This is a genomic window from Micromonospora sp. WMMD1274, assembly GCF_049179035.1.
Classification (GTDB): Bacteria; Actinomycetota; Actinomycetes; order Mycobacteriales; family Micromonosporaceae; genus Micromonospora; species Micromonospora tulbaghiae.
The window spans coordinates 2,806,008-2,827,893 of sequence record NZ_JBMHMG010000001.1 but is presented as its reverse complement, the minus strand read 5'-3'; the positions used below and the strand labels follow the sequence as shown (position 1 = coordinate 2,827,893).

The window sequence follows — 21,886 nt, the reverse complement described above, 5'->3', positions numbered from 1 at the left end:
GTCGTTCCTTCCCCGCCCGTGAGCGCCCCGGTCAACCCCGGGGCAGCCGCACCTCTGCGACCGTACCGCCACCGGCTCTGGGCCGGAGGGATACCCATCCATTCTGCTGTTCAACGATCTGGCGGACGAGATAGAGACCGAGCCCCGCGCCGGGATACCGGCGGCGGTCGCCGGACTCGCCCTGCCAGAACCGGTCGAAGGCCCGCTCCACGTGCTCCGGCCGGATGCCGATGCCCCGGTCGGCCACCCGGAACGAGACGGTCCGCTCGTTCGCCTCGGCGGTGATCTCGATCGGCGTGTCCGGCAGCGAGTACTTCCCGGCGTTGGTGCCCAGCTCGGTGAGCACCGTGGCGAGGCTGTGCCGGTCGCCGAGCGCCTTGGGCAGGTCGGCGGGCAGGTCGAGCACGACCCGGTGCCGGACGTCGGCCGGCAGGTCGGCCACCGCCGACCGCAGCGCGTCGACCAGGTCGAACGGCGCGGCCGGCTCACCGCCGGGGCGGTTCTCCGTGGCGGCGGTCAGCAGCCGGTCCACCAGGCGGGCCAGTTCGTTGGCGCGCTGGCCGATGATCCGGGCGGCCTGCCTCCGGTCGCCGTCGCTCAGCGAGTCCCAGTGGTCGGTGAGCGTGTCCGCGTATCCCTTGATCACGGTGACCGGGGTACGCAGCTCGTGGCTGGTCACCGCCACGAACAGGTCCCGGTCGTGGTCGCGCCGCTGCTGGTCGGTGGTGTCGCGGAAGCTGACCACCCGCAGCGCGTTCGGGCCGGGCAGCTCGCCGGAGGTGATCCGCAGCCAGCGGCCGTCCGGCAGCCGGTGGTCGAGCACCTGGCCGGGCGGCGGCAGCGGGAACGGCAGCGGACGGCTCAGCGCCTCCTCCGCCGGCCGGCCGGTCACCTCGACCGCGGCCGGGTTCCAGAGCCGGACCCGTCCGTCCCGGTCCACCACCGCGAGGCCGTCGGCGAGCGCCGCCACGACCGGGCCGTCCCCGTGTACGGGCAGGCCGGTCTGGTCGCCGTACATGTGGGCGATGCAGGCGGCGATGTAGCCGATGACGGCGCGTTGCGAGGGTTGCAGCGGTTCGCCCAGCGGGTAGAGCGCGTGCAGGCTGCCGATGGTGAGCCCGCCGATCTCGGCGCGCGCCACGATCATCCGGCAGAGGCCCCGGCCGGCGACCTCGTCGGCGAGCGCACCGGGGATCGCGTCGACCCGGACCTCCCGTACCGGCGGGCCGGCGAGCAGGCAGACGGTGGCCGGGTCGGTGGCGGGCAGCGGGCGGCCGAGGACGAACTCGGCGCTGCCGGTCGCCGCTATCACCCGGCCCCCGGCCGGGGTGAACTCCACGAAGACCAGGCCGGCCGCGCCGACCGACGGTTCGACCTCGCGGAGCAGACGGGTGAGCACGGCGAGACCGGACTCGCCCGAGTTGATCATGTTGATCACTGCGGTGTGGCCGGCGATGAAGGCGGGGTAGTCGGTTCGCTCCGGCATGTCCCGAGTGTGCCGCGCCGTCCGCGTCCGTGACACCCCCGGCCGGTCGACCGTCGCCGGTACCGATCGACGGGACTCACCGGCCCAACCGGGCCAGCGCGCGGGCCGGCCGGTCCGTGATCACCCCGTCCACGCCCGCTTCCAGCACGAGTTCCAGGTCCTCCGGTTCGTTGACGGTCCAGACGTACACCGCGTTGCCCGCGGCGCGCAGCGCGGGGACCAGCCGCGGGCGGGTCCGGACGAGGTCCACACCAGGGCCGGCGATCCGGGCGCCGAACGGCAGCCGGCCCAGCGGCAGCAGACGCGGCAGCACCTCCAGCAGCAGCACCGTGGGCAGCGCCGGGGCGAGTTCCCGGACCCGGCGTACGGCGAGCGGCGAGAACGACATCACCGTCACCTGGACGAGATGGCCCGGGCGGGGCTCGGCCAGCCCGTACCGGCGCAGCATCTCGACCAGGCGGCGCTCGACCTCGCCCCGGTAGCGGGACGGGTGCTTGGTCTCGATCAGCAGCCGGACCGGGCGCCCGGCGGCCAGCACCGCGTCGAGCAGCCGCTCCAGCGTGAGCAGCCGGGTGTGCGACTCGTCGAGCGGCGCGTCGTCCTCGGCGAGCGTCGCGGCCCGGTGCCAGGAGCCGAAGTCGAGCGCCTCCAGTTCGGCGAGCGTCCGCGCGCTGACCAGCCCACGGCCGTTGCTGGTGCGATCCAGCCGGCGGTCGTGCACGCAGACCAGATGCCCGTCGCGGGTCAGCCGGACGTCGCACTCCAGCCCGTCCGCGCCCTCGTCGAGAGCGCGCAGGTAGGCGGCGAGCGTGTGCTCCGGCAGGTCGTACGAGGCGCCGCGATGGGCGAAGACCAGGGGGACGGTCATGGCCGCGTCACCGACTCAGGCGACCCGGCCCGGCTGCCCGTCGTCGGTGACCACCGGACGGCCGGCGGCGGCCCAGTCGCCCATCCCGCCGTCGACGTTGCGCACCTGGTCCCAGCCGTTGCGCATGAGGTAACCGACCACCTGGGCGGAACGTCCGCCCGAGCGGCAGATCACCGCGACGTCGCGGTCCTGCGGGATCTCGGCGAGCCGGGCGGGCAGCTCGGTCATCGGCAGGTGATGGGCGGCCGGCGCGTGACCGGCGGCCCACTCGTCGTCCTCGCGGACGTCGAGCAGGTAGACGTCGTCGGGCACGGCCGACGCGGGGACGCTGGGTAGTGAGGCTCCGAACACGGTCACCAAGCCTAGTCGCCCTCGTCGCTCAGAGCCGGTTGACCCAGCGCGGGTTGGCGCCGGCCCATTCCGGCACGCGCGTGTCGCGCAGCGCGGTGAACAGCCCGCCGCCGCCGTTGTCCAGCACCACGTACGAGACGCCGTCGATGGTCTGCGGGTAGGAGGGCACCTGGACCCCGCGCAGGGCGTCCGCGGGCAGGCCGCGCAGCGCGAACAACAGCTCGTCCAGGGGTACGCCGTTGGTGTCGACGGTCAGCGCCCCGCCGGCCGCGCGGAGCACCCGGTCCAGCTTGACCGGGTCGCTGCGCAGCCGCGTCTCGCCCGCCCGGTCGAGCACCGCCCGCAGCATCTGCTGCTGGTGCCGCTGCCGGTCGTAGTCGCCGCCGGGCAGGTCGTAGCGCTGCCGCACGTAGTCGAGCGTCCGCGCGCCGTCCATCTGCTGGCAGCCGGCGTCGAACTGGTGCCGGGTGTGGATCGAGCGCACCGGCGTGTCCACGCACATCCGGATGCCGCCGAGCTGGTCGATCACCTGCTTGAAGCCGGAGAAGTCGACGAGTGCCGCCCCGTCGAAGCGGATCCCGGTGAGCCGGCTCAGGGTGGTGCTGAGCAGCCGGGCGCCGCCCTCACCGCCGCCGCCGTGCTCGTACGCGGCGTTGACCTTGTCCTGGCCGCCGGGGAAGCCGGGCGCCGCGGGGAGCGCCACCAGCAGGTCGCGCGGCACGGAGATCAGGTACGCCTGCCGCATCCCGGCCGGCACGTGCACGATCAGGATGCTGTCGGAGCGCTGGTCCTCCGGGTTCGCGCCGGGCCGGTGGTCCGAGCCGATCAGCAGGTAGTTGAGCGCGCCGTCCAGGTCGGTCCGCTTGTTCCGGGCGGCCGGGTCGAGCAGTTGCTCCTTGGCCACGGTGCGGTCGTAGCGCGAGGTGAGCCAGTGCAGCCCGGCGACGCCGAGCGTGGCGAGCAGGACCAGCACGAGCCCGGCGCCGAGCAGGAACCGGGCCCAGCGGGCGGGTCCACCCCGCCCGCGTCGGTTCCGTGCTGGCCTGGACGTGACGATCCCCCCGTAGCCGCGACATGAGACCCGCTCACGTCAGGCTACGGGGGGATCGGCCGACCGGTACCGCTTTCGCGCAGGTCAGCAGGTCATTTACGGGTGGACAGGACGTCCGGGTTGTTCACCACGAAGTCGGCCAGCTTGTCGCTCTTGACCGCCTGGAACATGTCCATCGTCGTCTCGTTGAACGTCTCCCGGCCGTTGCCGTTGCCGGCGAAGGTGCCGCCGTTGGTCCGCAGCGTGACCAGGTCGTTCCCGTTGAGGTTCTTGAGCGTGAAGATGAAGTCGGCGATCGGCACGCCGCCGGTGTCCAGGACGAACGCCTTGCCCGCGGCCTTCATCAGCGAGTTGAGCTTCAGCGGGTTGGTCAGCATGCCGCCCTCGGTGGCCTTCTTGGCCATCGCCTTGATCAGCTGCTGCTGGTTCTGCTGCCGGTCGTAGTCGCTGTTCGGCAGGCCGTAGCGCTGGCGGGAGTAGTCGAGCGCCTCCCAGCCCTCCATCTCCCGGCAGCCCTTCTTGTGCACCACTGCCTTGTACGGCTTGCCGGTCTTCTTCGCGTCGGCGTTCCACATCGCCTTGCCGTCGACGTACGACATGTGGTGCGACTTGACCTCGTGGCTCACGCAGATGCGCACCGAGCCGAGCGCGTCGATCACGCTCTTGAAGCCGCCGAAGTTGATGATCGCGGCGCCGTCGAAGCCGATGCCGGTCATCGACTTGATCGTCTTGGCCATCAGCTGGGCGCCGCCCTCCCAGCCGCCGCCGTTCTGGGCGCCGTGGAAGAAGGCCGCATTGATCTTGTCGGTGCCGCCCTTGTAGCCGCTCTTCTCGAACGCCGGGATGCGCGCCTCGGTGTCCCGGGGGATCGAGATCAGGTACGCCTGGTCGTGGCTGGCCGGGATGTGCAGGATGATGATCGTGTCCGACCGGACGTCATCGGCGGCCCAGCGCTCGCGGGCGTCCACACCGAGCAGCAGCATGTCGATCGGGCCTTCGAGGCTGTTGCCGCCCTCGGCCTCGCTCTTGCCCGCCCCGCCGAGCAGGTTGCGCTGGGCGATGTTGTCCGTGGCCTGGCCGATGACCGCCTTGCTGCCGACGATCGCGACACCACTGGTCACCATCAGCACGGCGCCGAGCACCAGCGTGAGCTTCGCCCAGAGCGGGTCCTTGCGCTTGGTGCGCTTCTTCTTGCCACCGCCGGGACCGCGACCGCCGGAACCGGGCTGTGTGGGGATGACCGGAGGGACCCGCCCGGATGATCCGGGTGCCGGTGACTGCGGGCGACGGCTGGTCTGGACCGACATGCGTGCTCCAGCTCGGTGATCGGGGGCGGGACCACTTTACGTATCTGTTCCCGTTCTCGCGACCTCGTAGGGGCGCAATTCCCGTCAATACCGGCCAACACCTTTGGGTTGTGGCCGAACGGGCAGGGGTAAGGAGCCGGTCGGCGGTTGGCCTCCGTGGTGGCGAGGTCATAGAGCGCGAGACCGGTCATGTCGTGCCGGCGTCAGCCGCCCGCGTTGTCGCCCGAACCCTTCTGGTTGGCCTGCATCCACTCGGCCATCCGGTCCGCGGCGATGGCCTTGTACATCGCCAGCGCCTTCTCCCGGTCGGAGACCACCACGGACTGGCCGTCGATGGTCTGGCCGCCCAGGTGCGGGCTGGTGACGAACGTCAGGTTCTCGCCCCGCAGGCTGCGGAACTGCACTGCCATGTCGGTCAACGAGAATCCCTGGTCGACCGTGACGGCGGCGGTCACCGCCTTGAGGAAGTCGTTCAGCTTCTTCGGGTTGGTGAGCGTCCCGGTGCTCGCCGCCTTGTCCATCAGCGCCTTCAGGAACTCCTGCTGGTGCCGCATCCGGGCGAAGTCGCCGTCCGGGAACTGCTTGCGCTGCCGGACCCAGTCCAGCGCCTCGGCGCCGTTCATGTGGTTCACGCCCTTGGTGAACGTCCGGTACGGCTTGTGGATCGAGGTGATGGTCCGCTCCACCTTGAGGTCCACCCCGCCCAGCGCGTCGGTGACCTCCTTGAAGCCGCCGAAGTCGATGGCCATGACGTGGTCGATCCGTACGTCGGTGAAGCACTCCACGGTCTTCACCGCGAGCGGCAGGCCGCCGAACGCGAACGCCGCGTTGATCTTGTTGCGCGAGCCGGAGTCGCACGACGCGCCCGCGCTCTCCGGGATCGGCACGTACAGGTCACGCGGCACCGAGACCAGGTAGGCGCTCTTGTGGTCGGCCGGGATGTGCATGACGATCACGGTGTCCGCGCGCCACTTGCCGCTCCCGTCGACCGGGGCGTCCGGATCCCGCGAGTCACTGCCCACGAGCAGGATGTTGAACGCGCCCTCGACCTGCTTGGCCGGCCGCCCTCCGGTGATCCCGGCGAACGGGTCGGTGCGGGCCAGGTCGTCGTCCAGGTTGCGGGCGTAGAACCATGCGCCGAGGCCGCCGAGCAGCGCCAGCACCAGTACCGCCACGCCTGCCACCAGGCCGATGCGTCCCCAGCGCGGCCGGGGGCCACGCCGCCCGGACCCGCCCGGACCGCCGCCGCCCGGACCACCGGGACCGGTCGGCCCCACCGGGCCGCCGGGACCGCCCGAGCGGGGCGCCTCGTCGTGGTCGGGGTACCACCTGGTCTCCGAGGGCCGGGCGCGCCCGGTGGCGGCCCGGCCGGAGCCGGGAACCTGGGCGCGACCCGCGCCCCGGCTCAGGTGTCGGGGGATCGGGGCGCCGGCAGACGAGGTCGCTGACATGTAACCGAGGGTAGGTCGGCCGGGCCACCGTCGCCCTCGTACGCGCGCCGGTGTCAGCCGCGTTCCCGTCGGGTTCAGTACCCGAGCCGCCCGCGGAAGTACTCGATCGTGCGTCGGAGGCCGTCTTCGGGCGTGACGCTCGGCTCGTATCCGAGCAGTTCGCGGGCGAGGGTCAGGTCCGGGCGGCGCATCTCCGGGTCGTCGGAGGCGCGAGTGATGTAGCTCACCTCGGACGTGCTTCCGGTGAGTGACACGATCGTCTCGGCGAGTTGCCGCATCGACATCTCGTGCTCGGTGCCGCAGTTGATCGGGCCGGTCTGGGTCGAGTCGAGCAGCAGCAGGATGCCGCGCACCAGGTCGTCGACGTAGCAGATCGAGCGGGTCTGGTTGCCGGTGCCGTGCACCGTGATCGGCTCGCCGCGCAGCGCCTGGGAGATGAACGTCGGGATGGCCCGGCCGTCGTCCGGGCGCATCCGTGGACCGTACGTGTTGAAGATCCGTACGATCGCGGTGTCGGTGCCCCGGCTCCGGTGGTAGGCCATGGTGGCCGCCTCGGAGAAGCGCTTCGCCTCGTCGTAGACGCTGCGGATGCCGATCGGGTTGACGTTGCCCCAGTACGTCTCGCGCTGCGGGTGCTCCTTCGGGTCGCCGTACGCCTCCGAGGTGGAGGCCATCAGGAACCGGGCGCCGTCGTCGGTGGCCCGCTCCAGCAGCGCCAGCGTGGCCACCGAGCCGACCCGGAGGATCTCCACCGGCAGCTTCTCGAAGTCGGTGGGGCTGGCCGGGGACGCCATGTGCAGGATCGCGTCGAACCGCTCGGTCATCGCCGGGTGGTTCGGCAGGCCGTCGGAGATGTCCGCCTCGACGAGCGTGAAGGTCGGCTTGTCCAGCAGGTGGGCCACGTTGTCCTTGGACCCGGTGACGAAGTTGTCCAGCACCACGACGTCGCAGCCGCGCTCGACGAGCCGGTCGACCAGGTGGGACGGGACGAAACCGGCGCCGCCGGTGACGAGGATGCGGTGTCCGGTACCGAAGCGGGGAGCGACCTTCATGGCGGCCAGCCTATACACGCGAGGCGGGGCCCCCGCGTAAGGCAGGGGCCCCGCTCGACGGTGGTACTCAGTGGGCGCCGGCTCCGGTGAGCGAGCGCACCTCCAGCTCCGCGTACTTCTCCTCGTCGCTCTCCTTGGACAGGATCGTGCCGAGCCAGCCGCACAGGAAGCCGAACGGGATCGAGATGATGCCCGGGTTCGACAGCGGGAACCACTGCCAGTCGTGGTCGGGGAACATCGCCGTCGGCGCGCCGGAGACGACCGGCGAGAAGAAGACGAGCACCACGGCGGCGAGCAGGCCGCCGTAGATGGCCCAGACCGCGCCCGAGGTGTTGAACCGCTTCCAGAACAGGCTGTAGAGGATCGCCGGCAGGTTGCCGGATGCGGCGACCGCGAACGCCAGCGCGACCAGGAACGCCACGTTGAGGTTCTGCGCGTAGATCGACAGGACGATCGACACCGCGCCGATCACCAGCGCGGAGATCCGGGCGACGTTCACCTCCTGCCGTTCCGACGCCTGCCCGTTCTTCATCACGTTGGCGTAGAAGTCGTGCGCCAGGCTGGACGACGACGCCAGGGTGAGGCCGGCGACCACGGCGAGGATCGTGGCGAACGCGACCGCTGCGATGATCGCCAGCAGTGTCGCGCCGCCCAGGTCCCCGCCGAGGAAGTCAATCCCCAGCTTCTCGGCGAGCTGTGGTGCCGCGGTGTTGCCCGCCTTGTCCTGCGCGGTGATCTCCGACCCGCCGACGATCGCCGCAGCGCCGAAGCCGAGCGCCAGGGTGAGCAGGTAGAACGTGCCGATGATGCCGATCGCCCAGAGCACGCTCTTACGGGCCGCCCGTGCGGTCGGCACGGTGTAGAAGCGGATCAGGATGTGCGGCAGGCCGGCCGTGCCGAGGACCAGCGCGATGCCCAGCGAGAGCAGGTCCATCTTGCTGTAGAACGTCTTCAGCGCGTCCCCGGGTGTCTCCACGCCGTAGCGCAGCCCGGGTTCGAGGAACGCCGCTCCCTTGCCGGAGGCGCTTGCCGCGTCGCCGAGCAGCGAGGACAGGTTGAACTTGTACTTGGCGAGCACCAGCAGCGTCATCGCCAGCGCGCCGCCCATCAGCAGGAACGCCTTGACGATCTGGACGTACGTGGTGCCCTTCATGCCGCCGACCGTCACGTAGATGATCATGAGGGCGCCGACCATGATGATGGTGGCGACCTTGGCGGTGTCGGCGTCCATGCCGAGGAACGTGGTGCCCGGCTTGATGCCGAGCAGCAGGGCCACGAGCGCGCCGGCGCCGACCATCTGGGCCAGCAGATAGAAGATCGACACGGTGATGGTGGAGACGGCCGCCGCGGTCCGGACCGGCCGCTGCCGCATCCGGAACGCCAGGACGTCCGCCATCGTGTACCGGCCGGAGTTGCGCAGCAGTTCGGCCACCAGCAGCAGCGCCACCAGCCAGGCGACCAGGAAGCCGATCGAGTAGAGGAAGCCGTCGTAGCCGTAGAGCGCGATGATGCCGGCGATGCCCAGGAAGGACGCCGCCGACATGTAGTCGCCGCCGATCGCCATGCCGTTCTGGAAGCCGGAGAAGGACCGGCCGCCGGCGTAGAAGTCGGTGGCGGTCTTGGTCTGCCGGCTGGCCCACACGGTGATCGCCAGCGTGATCGCCACGAAGACCAGGAACAGCGTGATGGTGAGGTTCCGGGCGGTGGTGCTGCCCGCCTCAGCCGCGAGGACCGTGTTCATGGGTCACCTCCCCCATCTCGTCGCGGATCCGGTCGGCGACCGGGTCGATCCGGCGGCTGGCGAACCGCGAGTAGAACCAGGCGATGAGGAACGTGGAGACGAACTGGAGCAGGCCGAAGACCAGGGCGACGTTGATGTTGCCGATCAGCTTCGTGCCCATGAATCCCCGCGCGTACGCGGAGAGGATGACGTAGAGCGCGTACCACAGGAAGAACGCGACGGTCATCGGGAAGACGAAGCCGCGCAGCGCGCGACGCAACCCGGCGAACTCGTCCGACCGCTGGACGGCTAGGTACCGTTCCGCCGCCGACTCGGCGGGTGCGGACGCGGGTGTGTCCGTGGACATCTGTGGATCACCACCTTCGCAGGCGTGGGGGAGTTTCGCGCACGGTAGAGAGCGCGCTCCCGACCCGGGAAGGCTCCGCCGCCGGGCGGCGGACGGCTGCGCCGAACGGCGCCCCCACTGCGCCCAGTGACCCACATCACTCCGCTAACCGGTCACCCCGGCCCCGTCGATCATGAAGTTGACGGCGACAAATCGGACGCCGAACGCGGCCAACTTCATGATCGTCGGCGCGAGGGGGTCAGCCGGGGAGGTCGTGGTAGCGGCCCCGGTAGTGCAGCAACGGGGGTGTGTCCCGGGGGAGGTCCACCGACTCGATGGTGGCCTCGACCAGCAGACCCCAGCCGTACTCGCGGGCGGTGTCCAGGCGGCAGCCCGCCCAGCCGCCGGCGTCCGCGGGCACCGGGCCGTACGGCGTCTCGGTCCAGGCGTCCAGCGCGAACAGGCCGCCGGGCGACGGGAACAGGCCGGCGAAGCGGTCGGCGAGCTGCCGGTGCTGCGGGCCCAGCGGGGCCACCGCGAACCGTCCCGCCTCCTCGACGGCCGCCCACAGGTCCGACTCCGGGTCGATCAGGCCCAGCAGGCGGTCCGGCTCGCCCTCGGCCACGAGCGTGGAGGAGACGGTCAGCCCGGCCGGACCGGGCGCGGTCCAGAGCGTCACCGGGGCGGCCAGCCGTCCGCGCAGCCGGCGTACCGGCGAGCGTTGCGCGGCCGGCGCCGCGAACGGATCGGTGGAGTGGATCTGCGCGCCCGGCTCTGGATTCACGTGAAACATTGTGCCGCCCGTCCCCGCGCGAGGTTCGACGGAACGCCCTACCCTGCCGGGCATGGCTCTCATTCCCCCGCAGCAGCTCGCCCAGGAACGGGTCGTCGCCGCCGACGCCATCCTGGGCGGCCAGGTCGACCTGCGTGCCTATCCCCACCGGCACCTGCTGGTCAGGGCGAACAACACCTGGGGCCGCAGGGCGTTCCAGCCGCTGATGGAAGCGGTGGAGCACCTGTCGAACTACGGCTGGGAGCTGGTCACCATGACCAGCGTCGGCGACGGCCACCACGTCTACGCGGCGATGCGCCGCACCGCCTGACGGCGGCCCGGGATGCGCGGCTCAGTCGTCGGCGACCAGGCGGCGGGCGGCGGCCAGCACCTCCGGGTCGGCGCAGCCGGCCGCGTACCCGGCGATCCGGCGGCGGATGTCGCGCCCGAGCAACCACTCCCCGATCCGCTCGGCGACCGGGCGCAGGAACGCCGGCCGGCAGCGGAAGTTGTACCGCCACGTCGCGACAGTGGTGCCGGGATCCGGGCCGGGCGCGAACCGCCAGCCGCCGCCGAACCGCTCGAAGAACCACGGTCCGCGCACCATCTTCATGCCGACGTTGGTCGGCGGTGACCAGGAGACGTACTCGCTGACCATGACCAGGCCGTGCCGGGACCGGGTGTACGTGCGCACGCCCCGGCCGGGCCGCGTCGCGCCGTCGACGAAGTGCTGCTCGCGGACGAACGGATCCCAGCGGTACCGCACCGGGGCGGTGGTCTGGGAGACGGCGAACGCCAGCTCCGGCGGGACCGGGACCGTGGTGACCGCTTCGACGACAGGCATCAGCGCCTCGGCGTGACAGCGGCCAGCAGCTCCGGCTGCCGGTGGTCGAGCGTGTCCCCCGCCATGTACGCGCCGAGCAGTGCCGCGCCTCCGCCGTACGCCAGGCCGACCGGCAGCGCCAGCCAGAGCCACACGTCGCCGAGCAGCGCGGCGGCCACCACGAACGGCACCGCCACCACCGCCGAGCCGACCATGGAGACCAGGGTGAGCAGGCCCTTGGTGAATCCGGCGCCGCTGTTCATGGCGAACGGGTTGCTCGACTCGGGCAGCGAGTACGCGCCGAGCACGGAGACGAACGCGTTGATCGCCAGCCCGCAGCCGTACGCGGCGAACAACGCGCCGCCCATGACGCCGAGCCATTCGGGCCGGCCGAGGACGATCGCCAGCGCGACCGCGATCACGACGAGCATCGGCACCACGTAGACCGAGAACGCGACCATCCGGGCCCGCAGCTCCACCCGGCCGGGCACACCGGCGACCAGGTTCGCGGCGTACGAGCTGCCGTCGAAGCCGAACTGGTTGGCGAGCGTCAACGACGCCAGCGCCCCGACGAAGACCATGGTGAGGCTGACCATCGCCGGCGACGAGTCGGCGGTGGCCTGGTCGAACGCGGCGCCGCCCTCGGACAGGAACGCGGGGCCACCGAGGTTGACCATCAGCGGCACGAACACGCCGACCACGGCGACGGTGATCAGGTTGGCCCGGCGACGGGCGTCCCGCCACCAGTAGCGGCACTCGCGGGCGACGAGCGCGCCGAACCGGTCCCGCCGGGTCCAGCCCACTGCGCGGGGGAAGAGCTGCGCGACCGCGCCGCCGGCCACGCCGCGCGGCGTCCGCGCGGGGCCGCTGCTCGCGGTGCCCACCATCGCCGACTCCAGCGACCGCGACCACCAGACCAGGAGTACGCCCAGCGTCGCGACCGCGATCAGCAGCTTCACCACGGCAGCGCCGGCGCGGCCCTCCGCCACGTCGACACCGGCCGTCCACGGTGCGCCGAACGGCGTCCAGCCGACCACCCGGGCCACCCCATCCAGCCGGTCCCAGTCGGTCTGCCGTACCGCGGCGAGCACCAGCAACTGCAACGGCCCGAGCAGGGCGGCCAGCACCGCGAGCAGCACGGCGGCCAGGTCGCGTACCCGGCGGGAGCGCAGCATCGTCGCGAACGCGCTCGTGATCGCGCGGGCGCCGGCCAGGCAGACGAGCAGGCCGAGGACCACGCCCAGCGCACCGGCCAGGGCGGCGGCCCAGCCGCCGAGCGCGCCGGCGGTGACCACCAGCCCGGCCGCCGTGATCGCCGTCGCCAGGGCCGGCACGCTCACCAGGGCGGCGGCCAGCAGGCCGGTGACCAGGGTGCGGCGGGACAGCGGCAGCAGCGCGAACCGGGCCGGGTCGAGCGTCTCGTCCACGCCGAAGAAGACGAGCGGCAGGAGCAGCCAGCCGAGCGTCAGCAGCCCACCGCCGAACGCGGCGATCATCAGCGCGTACCGGGACTCGCCGGCCAGCCCCGGCGCGGCCAGCAGGAAGAACCCGACGGCGGCGAACCAGAGCCCGAACAGCAGGCCGAGGACGAACAGCGCGACCCGCCAGGTCTGCCCCCGGAAGTTGTTGCCGAGCACCCGCAGCTTGAGCCGGACGAAGTGCCAGGGCGACACGCGCCGGGCCGGACGCTCGGGGACGGTCACCGGGACAGCCACGACAGCTCCTCGCCGGTCGCGGTCCGGCCGCCGACCACCTCCACGAAGACGTCCTCCAGCGACCGGTCGCCGCGCACCTCGGCCAGCGTGCCGACCCGCTTGATCCGGCCCTCGGCCAGGATCGCCACGTGGGAGCAGAGCCGCTCGACCACCTCCATCACGTGGCTGGAGAAGATCACCGTGCCGCCGCCGCCGACGTACCGGTGCAGGATGTCGCGGATCAGCGCCGCCGAGACCGGGTCGACCGCCTCGAACGGCTCGTCCAGCACCAGCAGGCGCGGACCGTGCAGCAGCGCGCAGGCCAGCCCGATCTTCTTCTTCATGCCGGCCGAGTAGTCGACCACCAGCGTGCGGCCGGCGTCGGAGAGCGCCAGCACGTCCAGCAGCTCCGCCGCCCGCTGGTCGACCACCGCCGGGTCCATGCCGCGCAGCAGACCGTGGTACGCCAGCAGCTCCGCCCCGCTCAGCCGGTCGAAGAGGCGTACGCCGTCCGGCATCACGCCGAGCAGGCTCTTGGCGCGGACCGGGTCGGCCCAGACGTCGTACCCGAGCACCCGGGCCTCACCGGCGTCGGGCCGCAGCAGGCCGACGGCCATGGAGAGGGTGGTGGTCTTGCCCGCTCCGTTCGGTCCGAGGAGGCCGTAGAACGAGCCGGTCGGCACGGCGAGGTCGACGCCCGCCACCGCGACCTTGGTGTCGAAGCGCTTGGCCAGACCACGGAGGGACAGCGCCGGGTGCTGATCGGTCATGGTCCGACCGTATCGGGCTCCGGCCAGCGGCTGCTCGGACGCCAGGATGATCTCGCGTCATCCCTGAGAGGTACGAGTCGGATCACCGACGGCCGGCAACCGGCGACCGGGGCGGTGGGTGTCAGTCCCAGGGACGGCAGCGGGGAGAGACATGGATCCGGACAGTGGGTTCGAGGAGTTCTACCGGAACAGCAGACAACGCGTGGTGACGGTGCTGTACGCGCTCGGCGGCGACCGGGCCGAGGCTCAGGACGCCGCCCAGGAGGCGTACGCGCGGGCCTGGCAGCGCTGGTCGCAGGTGAGCGAGTACGACGATCCGGAGGCGTGGGTGCGTACGGTCGGGCACCGCCTGCTGGTCAACCGGTGGCGCAAGGTCCGCAACAGCGTCGTCGCCTACCGGCGGCACGGGCCACCACCGCCCGTGCGGCCACCTTCGGAGAACACGGTGGCGCTGGTCGCCGCGCTGCGGCAGCTCTCCGCGGACCAGCGGCAGGCGGTGGTCCTCCATCACCTGGCGGACCTGTCGGTCGCGGAGATAGCCGCGCAGACCGGCGTACCCAGCGGCACGGTCAAGGCTCGCCTCTCCCGGGGCCGCAAGGCCCTCGCCGCCCTGCTCGACATGACCCTGCCGGAGGAGATCCGCAATGCCTGAGCCGATCTTCTCGGACCTGTACCGGGACACCGAGCACCTCGTCTGGGCCCCCACGGAGCAGGTGCGCCGTCGCGGCCGGCAGCGGACGAGGCGTACCCGGATCGCCGCCGCTCTGGCCGCCGCGGTCGCGGTGGGTGTCGTCACGTCGGGGGTGGCGCTGGCCCGTCCCGACGTCGCACCGCCACCCGTGCCTCCGGCCACAGTCGTTCCCAGCACGCCGGCGCCCACGCGCAGCGTCACGCCGTCCGCGGAGCCGTCCGCGAGCGGGACGCCGACGCCGGACCGCACCATCGGACGGCCGTCCGGCACGACCGGCGGGTCGACCGGGCGTCCGCCGACCCGGACGATCCCGGCGGCGGCGATGCTCCAGCTCGCCGATCTGCCGAAGGGCTTCACGACGCCGGCGAAGGTGGACGGCGACTGGTCCCTGGAGTCCGCGACCGTCCACTGCGACAACGAGTCGCCGGCGCTGGACACCGGGCAGGTGGCGAGCAGGTCGGTGCAGTTCGACTCGCCCAGCGACTGGATCGTCGAGCGGGTGACGCGGCACTCGGGCACCTCCGCCACCACCGTCATGAAGCGGGTCCGCCAGTTGGTCACGGACTGCGAGCCGGCGCACCCGGACGACTCGTTCTCCGTCCTGGCCGAGTCGCTCGGCGGCGACGACGCGGTGCTCGTGGGCGGCGAGATCGACGGGACGCCCGCCCGCTGGGTCGTGGTGCGGCAGGGCGACCTGGTCGCTCAACTGCGGGTCGACCACCAGACCACGCCCCGCGAGGCCCGGCGCGTCGTCGGATGGGTGGTGAACCGCCTCTGCGCCGGCACCGACAGCTGCTGACCGGGTCTGCCCGCGTCACAGACGCAGCGACTCCGGGGTGTGCAGGCGGAGCATTGTGGCGCCGACGTCGCGGGGCAGCCGCCGCCGGCTCGCCATCGACACCACCACCATGACGGTGAACGCCAGCGGCACCGTCCACGCCGCGGGCTGGGTGGTGAGCGTCGCCGGCCACCCGGTCAGCGGCGGGCCGAGCACGGTGAGCAGCACCGCGCCGACCGCCGCGCCGCCGCCGACCAGCACCCCGGCGGCGGCGCCCAGGTCGGTCAGGCCGCGCCACCAGATGCCGAGCACCAGCAGCGGGCAGAAGCTGGACGCGGCCACCGCGAACGCCAGCCCCACGACCTGCGACACGTCCAGCCCGGACACGTTCAGGGAGAGCACCGCCGGCACCCCGCCGGCGATCACCGTGGCGATCCGGAAGCCGCGTACCGAGCCGCGGCCCAACACGTCGGTGGAGATCACCCCGGCCACGCTCGTGAGCAGGCCGGACGAGGTGGACAGGAACGCCGCGAACGCGCCGGCGGCGACGAGCGCGGCGAGCAGCCGGCCGGTGGTGCCGTCGCCGAGCGCCGCGCCGGGCAGCAGCACCACCACCGCGTCGGTCTGGCCGCTGACGAGCAGTTGCGGGGTGTAGATGCGGCCCAGCACGCCGTAGACGGTGGGCAGCAGGTAGAAGACGCCGACGAGCGCCAGCACGACGAGCGTGGTGCGGCGGGCGGCGGCGCCGTCGGGGTTGGTGTAGAAGCGGACCAGCACGTGCGGCAGGCCCATGGTGCCGAGGAACGTGGCCAGGATCAGCGAGTACGTGGCGAACAGTCCCCGGTCGTCCTCGCCCGCCGTGTCCGGCAGCAGCCATTCGGTGGCGCCGGTCGCCGCGCCGGACACCTCCGGCACCGGGTCACCGGCGGCGAACTCCAGGCGGTCGCCGGGGCGTACCTCCCGGATGTCGCCGTCGGGCAGGGTGAGCGTCGCGCGGTGCTCGACCACGACAGTGGTCGCGGTCCGGAACGTCGGGCCGTCGGGCGGGGTCACCGCCGGGCGGGCGTCGGCCTGCCACTGCAACGCCAGGAAGATCGCGGGTACGGCGAGAGCGGTGAGTTTCAGCCAGTACTGGAACGCCTGCACGAAGGTGATCGCCCGCATGCCGCCCAGCGCCACGTTCGCGGTCACCACCACGGCGACCAGCAGCGCGCCGAGCGGGTACGGCGAGCCGGTGAGCGTGGCCAGCGTCAGCCCGGCGCCCTGCAACTGCGGCACCAGGTAGAGCCAGCCGATGAAGATCACGAAGACGGTGGCGAGCGTCCGCAGCCGGCGCGAGCCGAGCCGCACCTCGCAGAAGTCGGGCAGCGTGAACGCGCCGGAGCGGCGCAGCGGCGCGGCCACGAACAGCAGCAGCGCGAGGTATCCGGCGGCGAAGCCGACCGGGTACCAGAGCACGTCCACGCCGTACTTGAGGATCAGTCCGGCGACGCCGAGGAAGCTCGCCGCCGACAGGTACTCCCCGCCGATCGCGGCGGCGTTCCAGGTGGGGCTGACCGCCCGGGACGCGACCAGGAAGTCCGAGGTGGTCCGGGCCAGCCGCAGCCCGTAGAACCCGATGCCGACGGTGACCAGGGTGACGGCGACGATCGCCGGGACCACGTAGCCGTTGGACATCAGTGTTCCGGCCGTCGAATCAGGTCGACGAAGTCCTGCTCGTTGCGTTCGGCCAGCCGCACGTACGCCCAGCCGACCACGATCAGGAACGGGAAGGACACCACGCCGAGCAGCAGCCACGGCAGGTTGACCCCGAGCACTGTGACCCGGCCGACGGTGGGCGCGATGGCGAACAGCCAGGGCAGGCCGCCGAGGCCGATCAGCACCAGCAGGCTGAGCCGCAGGGCGAGGGAGAGCTGGGCGCGCATCAGCCCCTGCACGAGCGTCTCGCCGACCGGTGTCTGCTGGGTCAGCTCGGATCGGGTGCGATCGGCCGGGTCGCCCGTCCGGGAGACCTCGGCCAGCACGATCCGGGTCCGCTTCGGCGCGGCGGCCGGCGCCGACGCGCTTCCCGGCTCGGCGGTGGGTGGGGACGCGCGCGGGCCGGGAACCGGGGCGGCCCCGACGGGCCGCCCCGAAGGTTGCTGTTCCTCGGCTCCGGTCACCCCCGGCAGTCTCGCCCGCTCAGCGGGATTGTCAAGAGCACGGTTCCGAGCCCTGTGCACAACCTGTGGATAACGCTTCACGGTTGTGGATAACCCGGTGGATGGCGTGGAGTCGTTGTGGACAGCGTCAGTCCAGCCCCACCCGTACCGGGTTCGCGGTCGCCGAGCCGAGCCATGTGTGCGGGTTGCCGAACCAGCACCAGCCGAGCTTCGGCGCGCCCTGGCTGATCCAGAGCGCCGGCACCCGCCGGTCGCCGCAGCGCGACCCGACGAGCGAGAAGCACCTGTTGCTCGCCAGCGCCTGCGGGTGCAGCGTGACGAACGCCAGCCCTTCGTCGATGGTGATCGGCAGCCGGTCCTTCGCGGTCATGTCCTCCAGCGCGGCCGACGGCGGCAGGTTGCGGTACTCCTCGCCCCGGTCCACGTCGAAGAGCAGGTACGCGGGCCCGGGCGGCACCTCCAGTTCCTTGATCGGGTCGAAGGTGGGCAGGTCGTCGGCGGGGAAGTTCCGGTCGAGGACGCCGGTCTTGCGCTTGCCGGCGAGCGTGGTGAGCGCGATCCGTTCCGGCACCGGCACCAGCTCCCGCGTGGTCACCAGCAGGAACGGCACCCGCGCGTCGGTGGGGCCGGCCAGGTCGGCGGCACCGGTCACGGCCGCGTCGCGCAATGGGGTGAGCAGCGTCCGGAACTCCTCCTCGGTCTGTCCGGCCAGCGCCGGGTAGCCGAGTTGGACGAGCCGGTCGAGCTGGCGGTCGAATTCGGTAGCGGCGTCGAAGCGGTCGTCGGACATGCGGTCCTCCACCCTGTCGTACGGTCTGCCGTACATTGTACGTCAGCGTCGACGGTGACCCCGCCCCTCAGCGACTCCAGTCCTGTTTCGCGGCGCGGACCAGCTTGTCCTTCAGCTCCCGGGTGTGCCGCCGGCTCACCGGCAGCTCGGATCCGTCGATCACCACCACGTAGCCGGAGTTGACCAGCCGCAGCTCGGCGATGAGCCGTAGCTGCACCAGATAGGAGCGGTGGATCCGGACGAACCCGGCGTCCGCCCAGCGCTCGGCCAGCGTCGCCAGCGAGACCCGGACCAGGTGCGACCCCTCCGCCGTGTGCAGCCGCGCGTAGTCGCCCTGTGCCTCCACCCACCGCACCGCCGAGCGGGGCAGCATCCGGGTGGTACCGGCCAGCTCGATCGGGATGGTCGGATCCTCCTCCGCCCGGGCCAGCGCGGCCGGATGCGACGGCACCACCCGGGAGCCGATCACCCGGCGCAGCGACTCGGCCAGCCGCTCGGCGCGTACCGGCTTGCGCACGTAGTCGGTGGCGCCCAGGTCGAACGCGTCCACCGCGCCGTCGTCGTACGCGGTGACGAACACGATCGCCGGCGGCCGGGCGAACCGGCGCAGCACCCGGGCCAGCTCCATGCCGTCCAGCCCCGGCATCCGGATGTCGAGGAACACCACGTCCACGTCGTCGTCGCGCAGCACCCGCAGCGCCTCGGTCGCGTCCCCGGCCGTGTGCAGCCGGGCCACCCGGGGATCGGCGCGCAGGTGGTACGCCAGCTCGTCGAGCGCGGGCGGCTCGTCGTCCACCGCCAGCACCCGGAGGAATCCGGTGCCGGTGACGGTCATGACGACGCCCGGACGCCGGGGTGGAACTTCGGTACACGCATGCTGACCTTCGTACCCGAACCCAGGCCGGTCTCCACGACCAGGCCGAACCCGTCGCCGAAGACCGACCGGAGCCGTTCGTCGACGTTCGAGAGGCCGACGTGCTGCCCCGGGTCGTCGGCCGGGTCGCCGGCCGCACCCGACACCTCCGCGATGCCGGCGGTCAGCGTCGTCGGATCCATCCCCACCCCGTCGTCCTCCACCGTGATGTGACACTCCGCGCCCGCGTCCCGGGCCTCGATGCTCACCATGCCGGTGCCCGGCTTGCGGGACAACCCGTGGCGGACCGCGTTCTCCACCAGCGGCTGGAGGCAGAGGAACGGCAGCGTCACCGGCAGCACCTCCGGCGCGATCTGGAGGCGCACCTGGAGCCGCTCGCCGAAACGCGCCCGCTCGATGGTCAGGTAGCGGTCGATCGAGCGCAGCTCCTCGGCGAGCGTGGTGAACTCGCCGTGCGCCCGGAACGAGTAGCGGGTGAACTCGGCGAACTCCAGGATCAGCTCCCGCGCCCGCTCCGGGTCGGTGCGCACGAACGAGCCGATCGCGGTGAGCGCGTTGTAGATGAAGTGCGGGCTGATCTGGGCGCGCAGCGCGCGCACCTCGGCCCGCGCAAGCCGCTCCCGCGACGACTCCAGCTCGGCCAGCGCGAGCTGGTCACCCGCCCAGTGCGCGGTCTCCAGCGTCGCCTGCACCAGACCCGGGGCCGGGCGCTCGTCGGCCACCGCCACCAACGCCCCGACCACCCGCCCGTCCGCGCGCAGCGGTGCCACCACCGCGCCGCGTACCGGGCAGTCGACCAGGTCGCAGTGCAGCTCCGACTCGCCCAGCACTGTCGAGCGCCCGCTGTCGGCCGCCCGCCGGGCCGCCGCGACCAGCTGGTCGCCGTGGTGCGCGCCCTGCCCGTCGACCGCGAGCAACGCGTCCCGGTCGGTCAGCGCCAGCCCGGCCGCGCCCACGAGGGCCCGCAGATGGCGTACGGCCTTCGCCGCGTCCGCCGCGGTCAGGCCGGCGCGCAGCGGCTCGGCGGCGAGCCCTGCCGTGTGCAGCACCTCGTACGTGGCCCGCTGCGTGGCGGTGGCGATGCCCCGCCGGCCGCGCAGCCGCAGCACCGCCCAGAGCGCCGCGGCCAACGCGGTGATCAGCGAGACGACGGCGAAGACGGCGGAGAGGTTGCCACCCACGCAGCGATCCTGCCGGGTGCCGGCCCGGTAGCGCTAGTACGCGCCCTTGCGAGCAAGCACCACGCCCACGGTCCGCCACAGGATGCTCAGGTCGTACGCCAGCGACCAGTTGTCGACGTAGTAGAGGTCGAGCCGGACCGCCTCGTCCCAGGACAGGTCGGAGCGGCCGGAAACCTGCCACAGACCGGTCATGCCCGGCCGGACCAGCAGCCGGCGCCGCACGTCGCCGAGGAAGTCGCCGTCGTCGGCGGGCAGCGGGCGCGGGCCGACGAGCGACATCTCGCCCCAGAGCACGTTGATCAGCTGGGGCAGCTCGTCCAGCGACGTGGCACGCAGGAAGCGGCCCACCGGGAAGACGCGGGGGTCCTGCTTCATCTTGAACAGCATGCCGTCGGTCTCGTTCCGGTCGACCAGGCCGGCCAGCCGCTCCTCGGCGTCCACGTACATGGTCCGGAACTTCCAGACCCGGAACGTCCGCCCCTCGTGGCCCACGCGGGGCTGGCGGAAGAAGACCGGCCCGGGGTCGGAGATCCGGATCGCGACGGCGATGGCGAGGAAGAGCGGGACCAGCAGCAGCAGGCCCAGCCCGGCGGCGACCCGGTCCATCAGGTTCTTGGCCAGCAGCGCCGGCCCGGACAGGGTCGGCTCCTCGACGTGCAGCAGCGGCAGGCCCTCGATCGGGCGGATGTGCACCCGGGGACCGGCGATGTCGGTGAGCTGGGGCGCGACCACCAGGTCGACGCCGGAGCCCTCCAGCTGCCAGGCCAGCCGGCGCAGCTCGCCCGGCTCGGCGCTGGCCGAGCCGCAGACCGCGATCGTGTCGCCGCCGACCTCACGTACCAGGGCCAGGACGTCGCGGCCCGCGTACACCGGCACCGGGGTCTCCAGGCCGCGCGCGGCGGCGTATCCGTCGGTGAGATGGATGGCCACCGGCACCAGGCCGACGGACGGGTTCCGGGTGACAGTGGTGTAGACCTCCAGGCACTCCGGAAGCGTGCCGACGAGCACCATCCGGTGCCCGGCGTGGCCGGCGCGGCGGCGCAGCGCGTGCAGGCAGGCCCGGGCGATCATGCGGCCGAGCACGATCAGCAACATCGCGCCGAGCAGCGCGAAGCCGACCGTCCATCGGGACAGGGAGTAGGTCTTCGTGGCGAAGGCGATGAACGAGACCGCCGCCGCGACCGCGACGCCGGCCCGGATCACCCGCTTGAACTCGTCCGGGCCGAGACCCAGGTAGCGCCGGTCGTAGGCCCGGTTGCCCCAGAGGAAGAGCAGCCAGCCGAGCGGCAGGAGCACGAACGCCACGGTGTAGAACCAGGCTTGCGGCGAGTTGCGGAAGCCGGAGTCGGCCTGCTCGAAGATCTGCACGGCCAGGAAGCTGGCCAGGGCGGCCGCGCCGAAGTCGAGCAGCAGCAGGAACCCGATGTAGGGCCGGTGCCACCGGGACACCCGGCGCCGGGCGCGGGCCCACGCCGACCGGGGTACGCCGTTGTGCGACGGCGGAGTCGGCGGCTGGATCTCAAAGCTGTCGACGTGCCGCACGCTCTTGCTCCGGCCTCTGTCGGTTACCGGGCGCTGGAGGCTTGTCGTCACCTCAACCCATGTCCTCCCGCATGACCCGCGTCCTCACTCGGCGTGAGGGCCCGGGTCGCTCACCGTCCCAGTCTCCCACGCGGGCCCGGCCCGGACCGGCCCCCGCGAGGAAGCCGTTCCGCTGGT

General features: G+C 72.3%; 22 protein-coding genes. 3 read left to right on the top strand and 19 right to left on the bottom strand.

All coding sequences use genetic code 11. The annotated features are described in order from the left end of the window. Nucleotides 1-31: 31 nt before the first annotated feature. The 10 genes from ACN27D_RS13005 to ACN27D_RS12960 all read right to left on the bottom strand — a co-directional run bounded on the left by ACN27D_RS13005 (nt 32) and on the right by ACN27D_RS12960 (nt 10,488). On the bottom strand, nt 32-1,486 hold the full coding sequence (locus ACN27D_RS13005) for an ATP-binding protein (protein WP_252451787.1): 1,455 nt from the start codon (nt 1,484-1,486) through the stop codon (nt 32-34). A 76-nt stretch (nt 1,487-1,562) separates the two neighbouring features. Continuing rightward, entirely contained in the window at nt 1,563-2,354 is a 792-nt protein-coding gene (locus tag ACN27D_RS13000; RefSeq protein ID WP_120572578.1) for a glycerophosphodiester phosphodiesterase, read from the bottom strand. Nucleotides 2,355-2,369: 15 nt separating this feature from the next. Next, a complete protein-coding gene (locus ACN27D_RS12995) occupies nt 2,370-2,705 on the bottom strand; it encodes a rhodanese-like domain-containing protein (protein ID WP_026268379.1) in 336 nt (111 codons plus the stop codon). 28 nt (nt 2,706-2,733) lie between these two features. Continuing rightward, a complete protein-coding gene (locus tag ACN27D_RS12990) occupies nt 2,734-3,669 on the bottom strand; it encodes an LCP family protein (protein ID WP_052166194.1) in 936 nt (311 codons plus the stop codon). A 179-nt stretch (nt 3,670-3,848) separates the two neighbouring features. Next, the gene (locus ACN27D_RS12985; protein WP_120572579.1) at nt 3,849-5,063 is read right to left on the bottom strand and encodes an LCP family protein; all 1,215 of its coding nucleotides are present in this window, start codon (nt 5,061-5,063) and stop codon (nt 3,849-3,851) included. A gap of 203 nt (nt 5,064-5,266) precedes the next feature. Further along, a complete protein-coding gene (locus tag ACN27D_RS12980) occupies nt 5,267-6,514 on the bottom strand; it encodes an LCP family protein (protein WP_187690266.1) in 1,248 nt (415 codons plus the stop codon). 74 nt (nt 6,515-6,588) lie between these two features. After that, nucleotides 6,589-7,566 (bottom strand): NAD-dependent epimerase/dehydratase family protein, encoded by a 978-nt coding sequence (locus tag ACN27D_RS12975; protein WP_120572581.1) that lies wholly within the window; start codon nt 7,564-7,566, stop codon nt 6,589-6,591. A 67-nt stretch (nt 7,567-7,633) separates the two neighbouring features. Continuing rightward, nucleotides 7,634-9,307: a solute symporter family protein gene (locus ACN27D_RS12970; RefSeq protein WP_121683655.1), complete on the bottom strand. Its 1,674-nt coding sequence runs from the start codon at nt 9,305-9,307 to the stop codon at nt 7,634-7,636. Next, nucleotides 9,285-9,653 carry a DUF485 domain-containing protein gene (locus ACN27D_RS12965; protein ID WP_047890513.1) on the bottom strand — a complete coding sequence of 123 codons (369 nt, stop codon included), beginning with the start codon at nt 9,651-9,653 and terminating at the stop codon, nt 9,285-9,287. The genes ACN27D_RS12970 and ACN27D_RS12965 overlap by 23 nt, the downstream gene beginning before the upstream one ends. 238 nt (nt 9,654-9,891) lie before the next feature. Beyond that, the gene (locus ACN27D_RS12960; protein ID WP_316250270.1) at nt 9,892-10,488 is read right to left on the bottom strand and encodes a flavin reductase family protein; all 597 of its coding nucleotides are present in this window, start codon (nt 10,486-10,488) and stop codon (nt 9,892-9,894) included. On the opposite strand from ACN27D_RS12960, the gene ACN27D_RS12955 reads away from it, so the two are divergent. After that, nucleotides 10,478-10,735, top strand: coding sequence for a hypothetical protein (locus ACN27D_RS12955; protein WP_047890511.1), 258 nt, complete (start codon nt 10,478-10,480; stop codon nt 10,733-10,735). The two genes, ACN27D_RS12960 and ACN27D_RS12955, sit on opposite strands and share 11 nt — an antisense overlap. A 21-nt stretch (nt 10,736-10,756) precedes the next feature. On the opposite strand, the gene ACN27D_RS12950 is transcribed toward ACN27D_RS12955, so the two are convergent. From ACN27D_RS12950 to ACN27D_RS12940, 3 genes are read right to left on the bottom strand one after another with little or no spacing between them, the layout of a single operon-like run. Further along, entirely contained in the window at nt 10,757-11,248 is a 492-nt protein-coding gene (locus tag ACN27D_RS12950) for an SRPBCC family protein (RefSeq protein ID WP_047890510.1), read from the bottom strand. Further along, nucleotides 11,248-12,942: an ABC transporter permease gene (locus tag ACN27D_RS12945; RefSeq protein WP_121683651.1), complete on the bottom strand. Its 1,695-nt coding sequence runs from the start codon at nt 12,940-12,942 to the stop codon at nt 11,248-11,250. The genes ACN27D_RS12950 and ACN27D_RS12945 overlap by 1 nt, the downstream gene beginning before the upstream one ends. Then, entirely contained in the window at nt 12,927-13,691 is a 765-nt protein-coding gene (locus ACN27D_RS12940) for an ABC transporter ATP-binding protein (RefSeq protein ID WP_013289292.1), read from the bottom strand. The genes ACN27D_RS12945 and ACN27D_RS12940 overlap by 16 nt, the downstream gene beginning before the upstream one ends. 151 nt (nt 13,692-13,842) lie before the next feature. On the opposite strand from ACN27D_RS12940, the gene ACN27D_RS12935 reads away from it, so the two are divergent. Further along, a complete protein-coding gene (locus tag ACN27D_RS12935) occupies nt 13,843-14,343 on the top strand; it encodes a SigE family RNA polymerase sigma factor (protein ID WP_187690268.1) in 501 nt (166 codons plus the stop codon). Continuing rightward, nucleotides 14,336-15,181: a hypothetical protein gene (locus ACN27D_RS12930; protein ID WP_421499178.1), complete on the top strand. Its 846-nt coding sequence runs from the start codon at nt 14,336-14,338 to the stop codon at nt 15,179-15,181. The genes ACN27D_RS12935 and ACN27D_RS12930 overlap by 8 nt, the downstream gene beginning before the upstream one ends. A 15-nt stretch (nt 15,182-15,196) precedes the next feature. On the opposite strand, the gene ACN27D_RS12925 is transcribed toward ACN27D_RS12930, so the two are convergent. The 6 genes from ACN27D_RS12925 to ACN27D_RS12900 form a co-directional block, all read right to left on the bottom strand. Beyond that, nucleotides 15,197-16,837, bottom strand: a complete 1,641-nt coding sequence (locus tag ACN27D_RS12925; RefSeq protein WP_128139023.1) for a cation acetate symporter — start codon at nt 16,835-16,837, stop codon at nt 15,197-15,199. Further along, nucleotides 16,837-17,187 carry a hypothetical protein gene (locus ACN27D_RS12920; RefSeq protein ID WP_176739863.1) on the bottom strand — a complete coding sequence of 117 codons (351 nt, stop codon included), beginning with the start codon at nt 17,185-17,187 and terminating at the stop codon, nt 16,837-16,839. The genes ACN27D_RS12925 and ACN27D_RS12920 overlap by 1 nt, the downstream gene beginning before the upstream one ends. A 262-nt stretch (nt 17,188-17,449) precedes the next feature. After that, on the bottom strand, nt 17,450-18,112 hold the full coding sequence (locus ACN27D_RS12915; RefSeq protein ID WP_421499177.1) for a DUF5701 family protein: 663 nt from the start codon (nt 18,110-18,112) through the stop codon (nt 17,450-17,452). Nucleotides 18,113-18,179: 67 nt separating this feature from the next. Continuing rightward, the gene (locus tag ACN27D_RS12910; protein WP_013289288.1) at nt 18,180-18,947 is read right to left on the bottom strand and encodes a LytR/AlgR family response regulator transcription factor; all 768 of its coding nucleotides are present in this window, start codon (nt 18,945-18,947) and stop codon (nt 18,180-18,182) included. Beyond that, nucleotides 18,944-20,167, bottom strand: coding sequence for a sensor histidine kinase (locus ACN27D_RS12905; RefSeq protein WP_120572590.1), 1,224 nt, complete (start codon nt 20,165-20,167; stop codon nt 18,944-18,946). Before ACN27D_RS12905 ends, ACN27D_RS12910 begins: the two co-directional genes overlap by 4 nt. Before the next feature lie 33 nt (nt 20,168-20,200). Further along, entirely contained in the window at nt 20,201-21,709 is a 1,509-nt protein-coding gene (locus ACN27D_RS12900; RefSeq protein WP_187690269.1) for a sugar transferase, read from the bottom strand. Between the last annotated feature and the right edge of the window lie 177 nt (nt 21,710-21,886).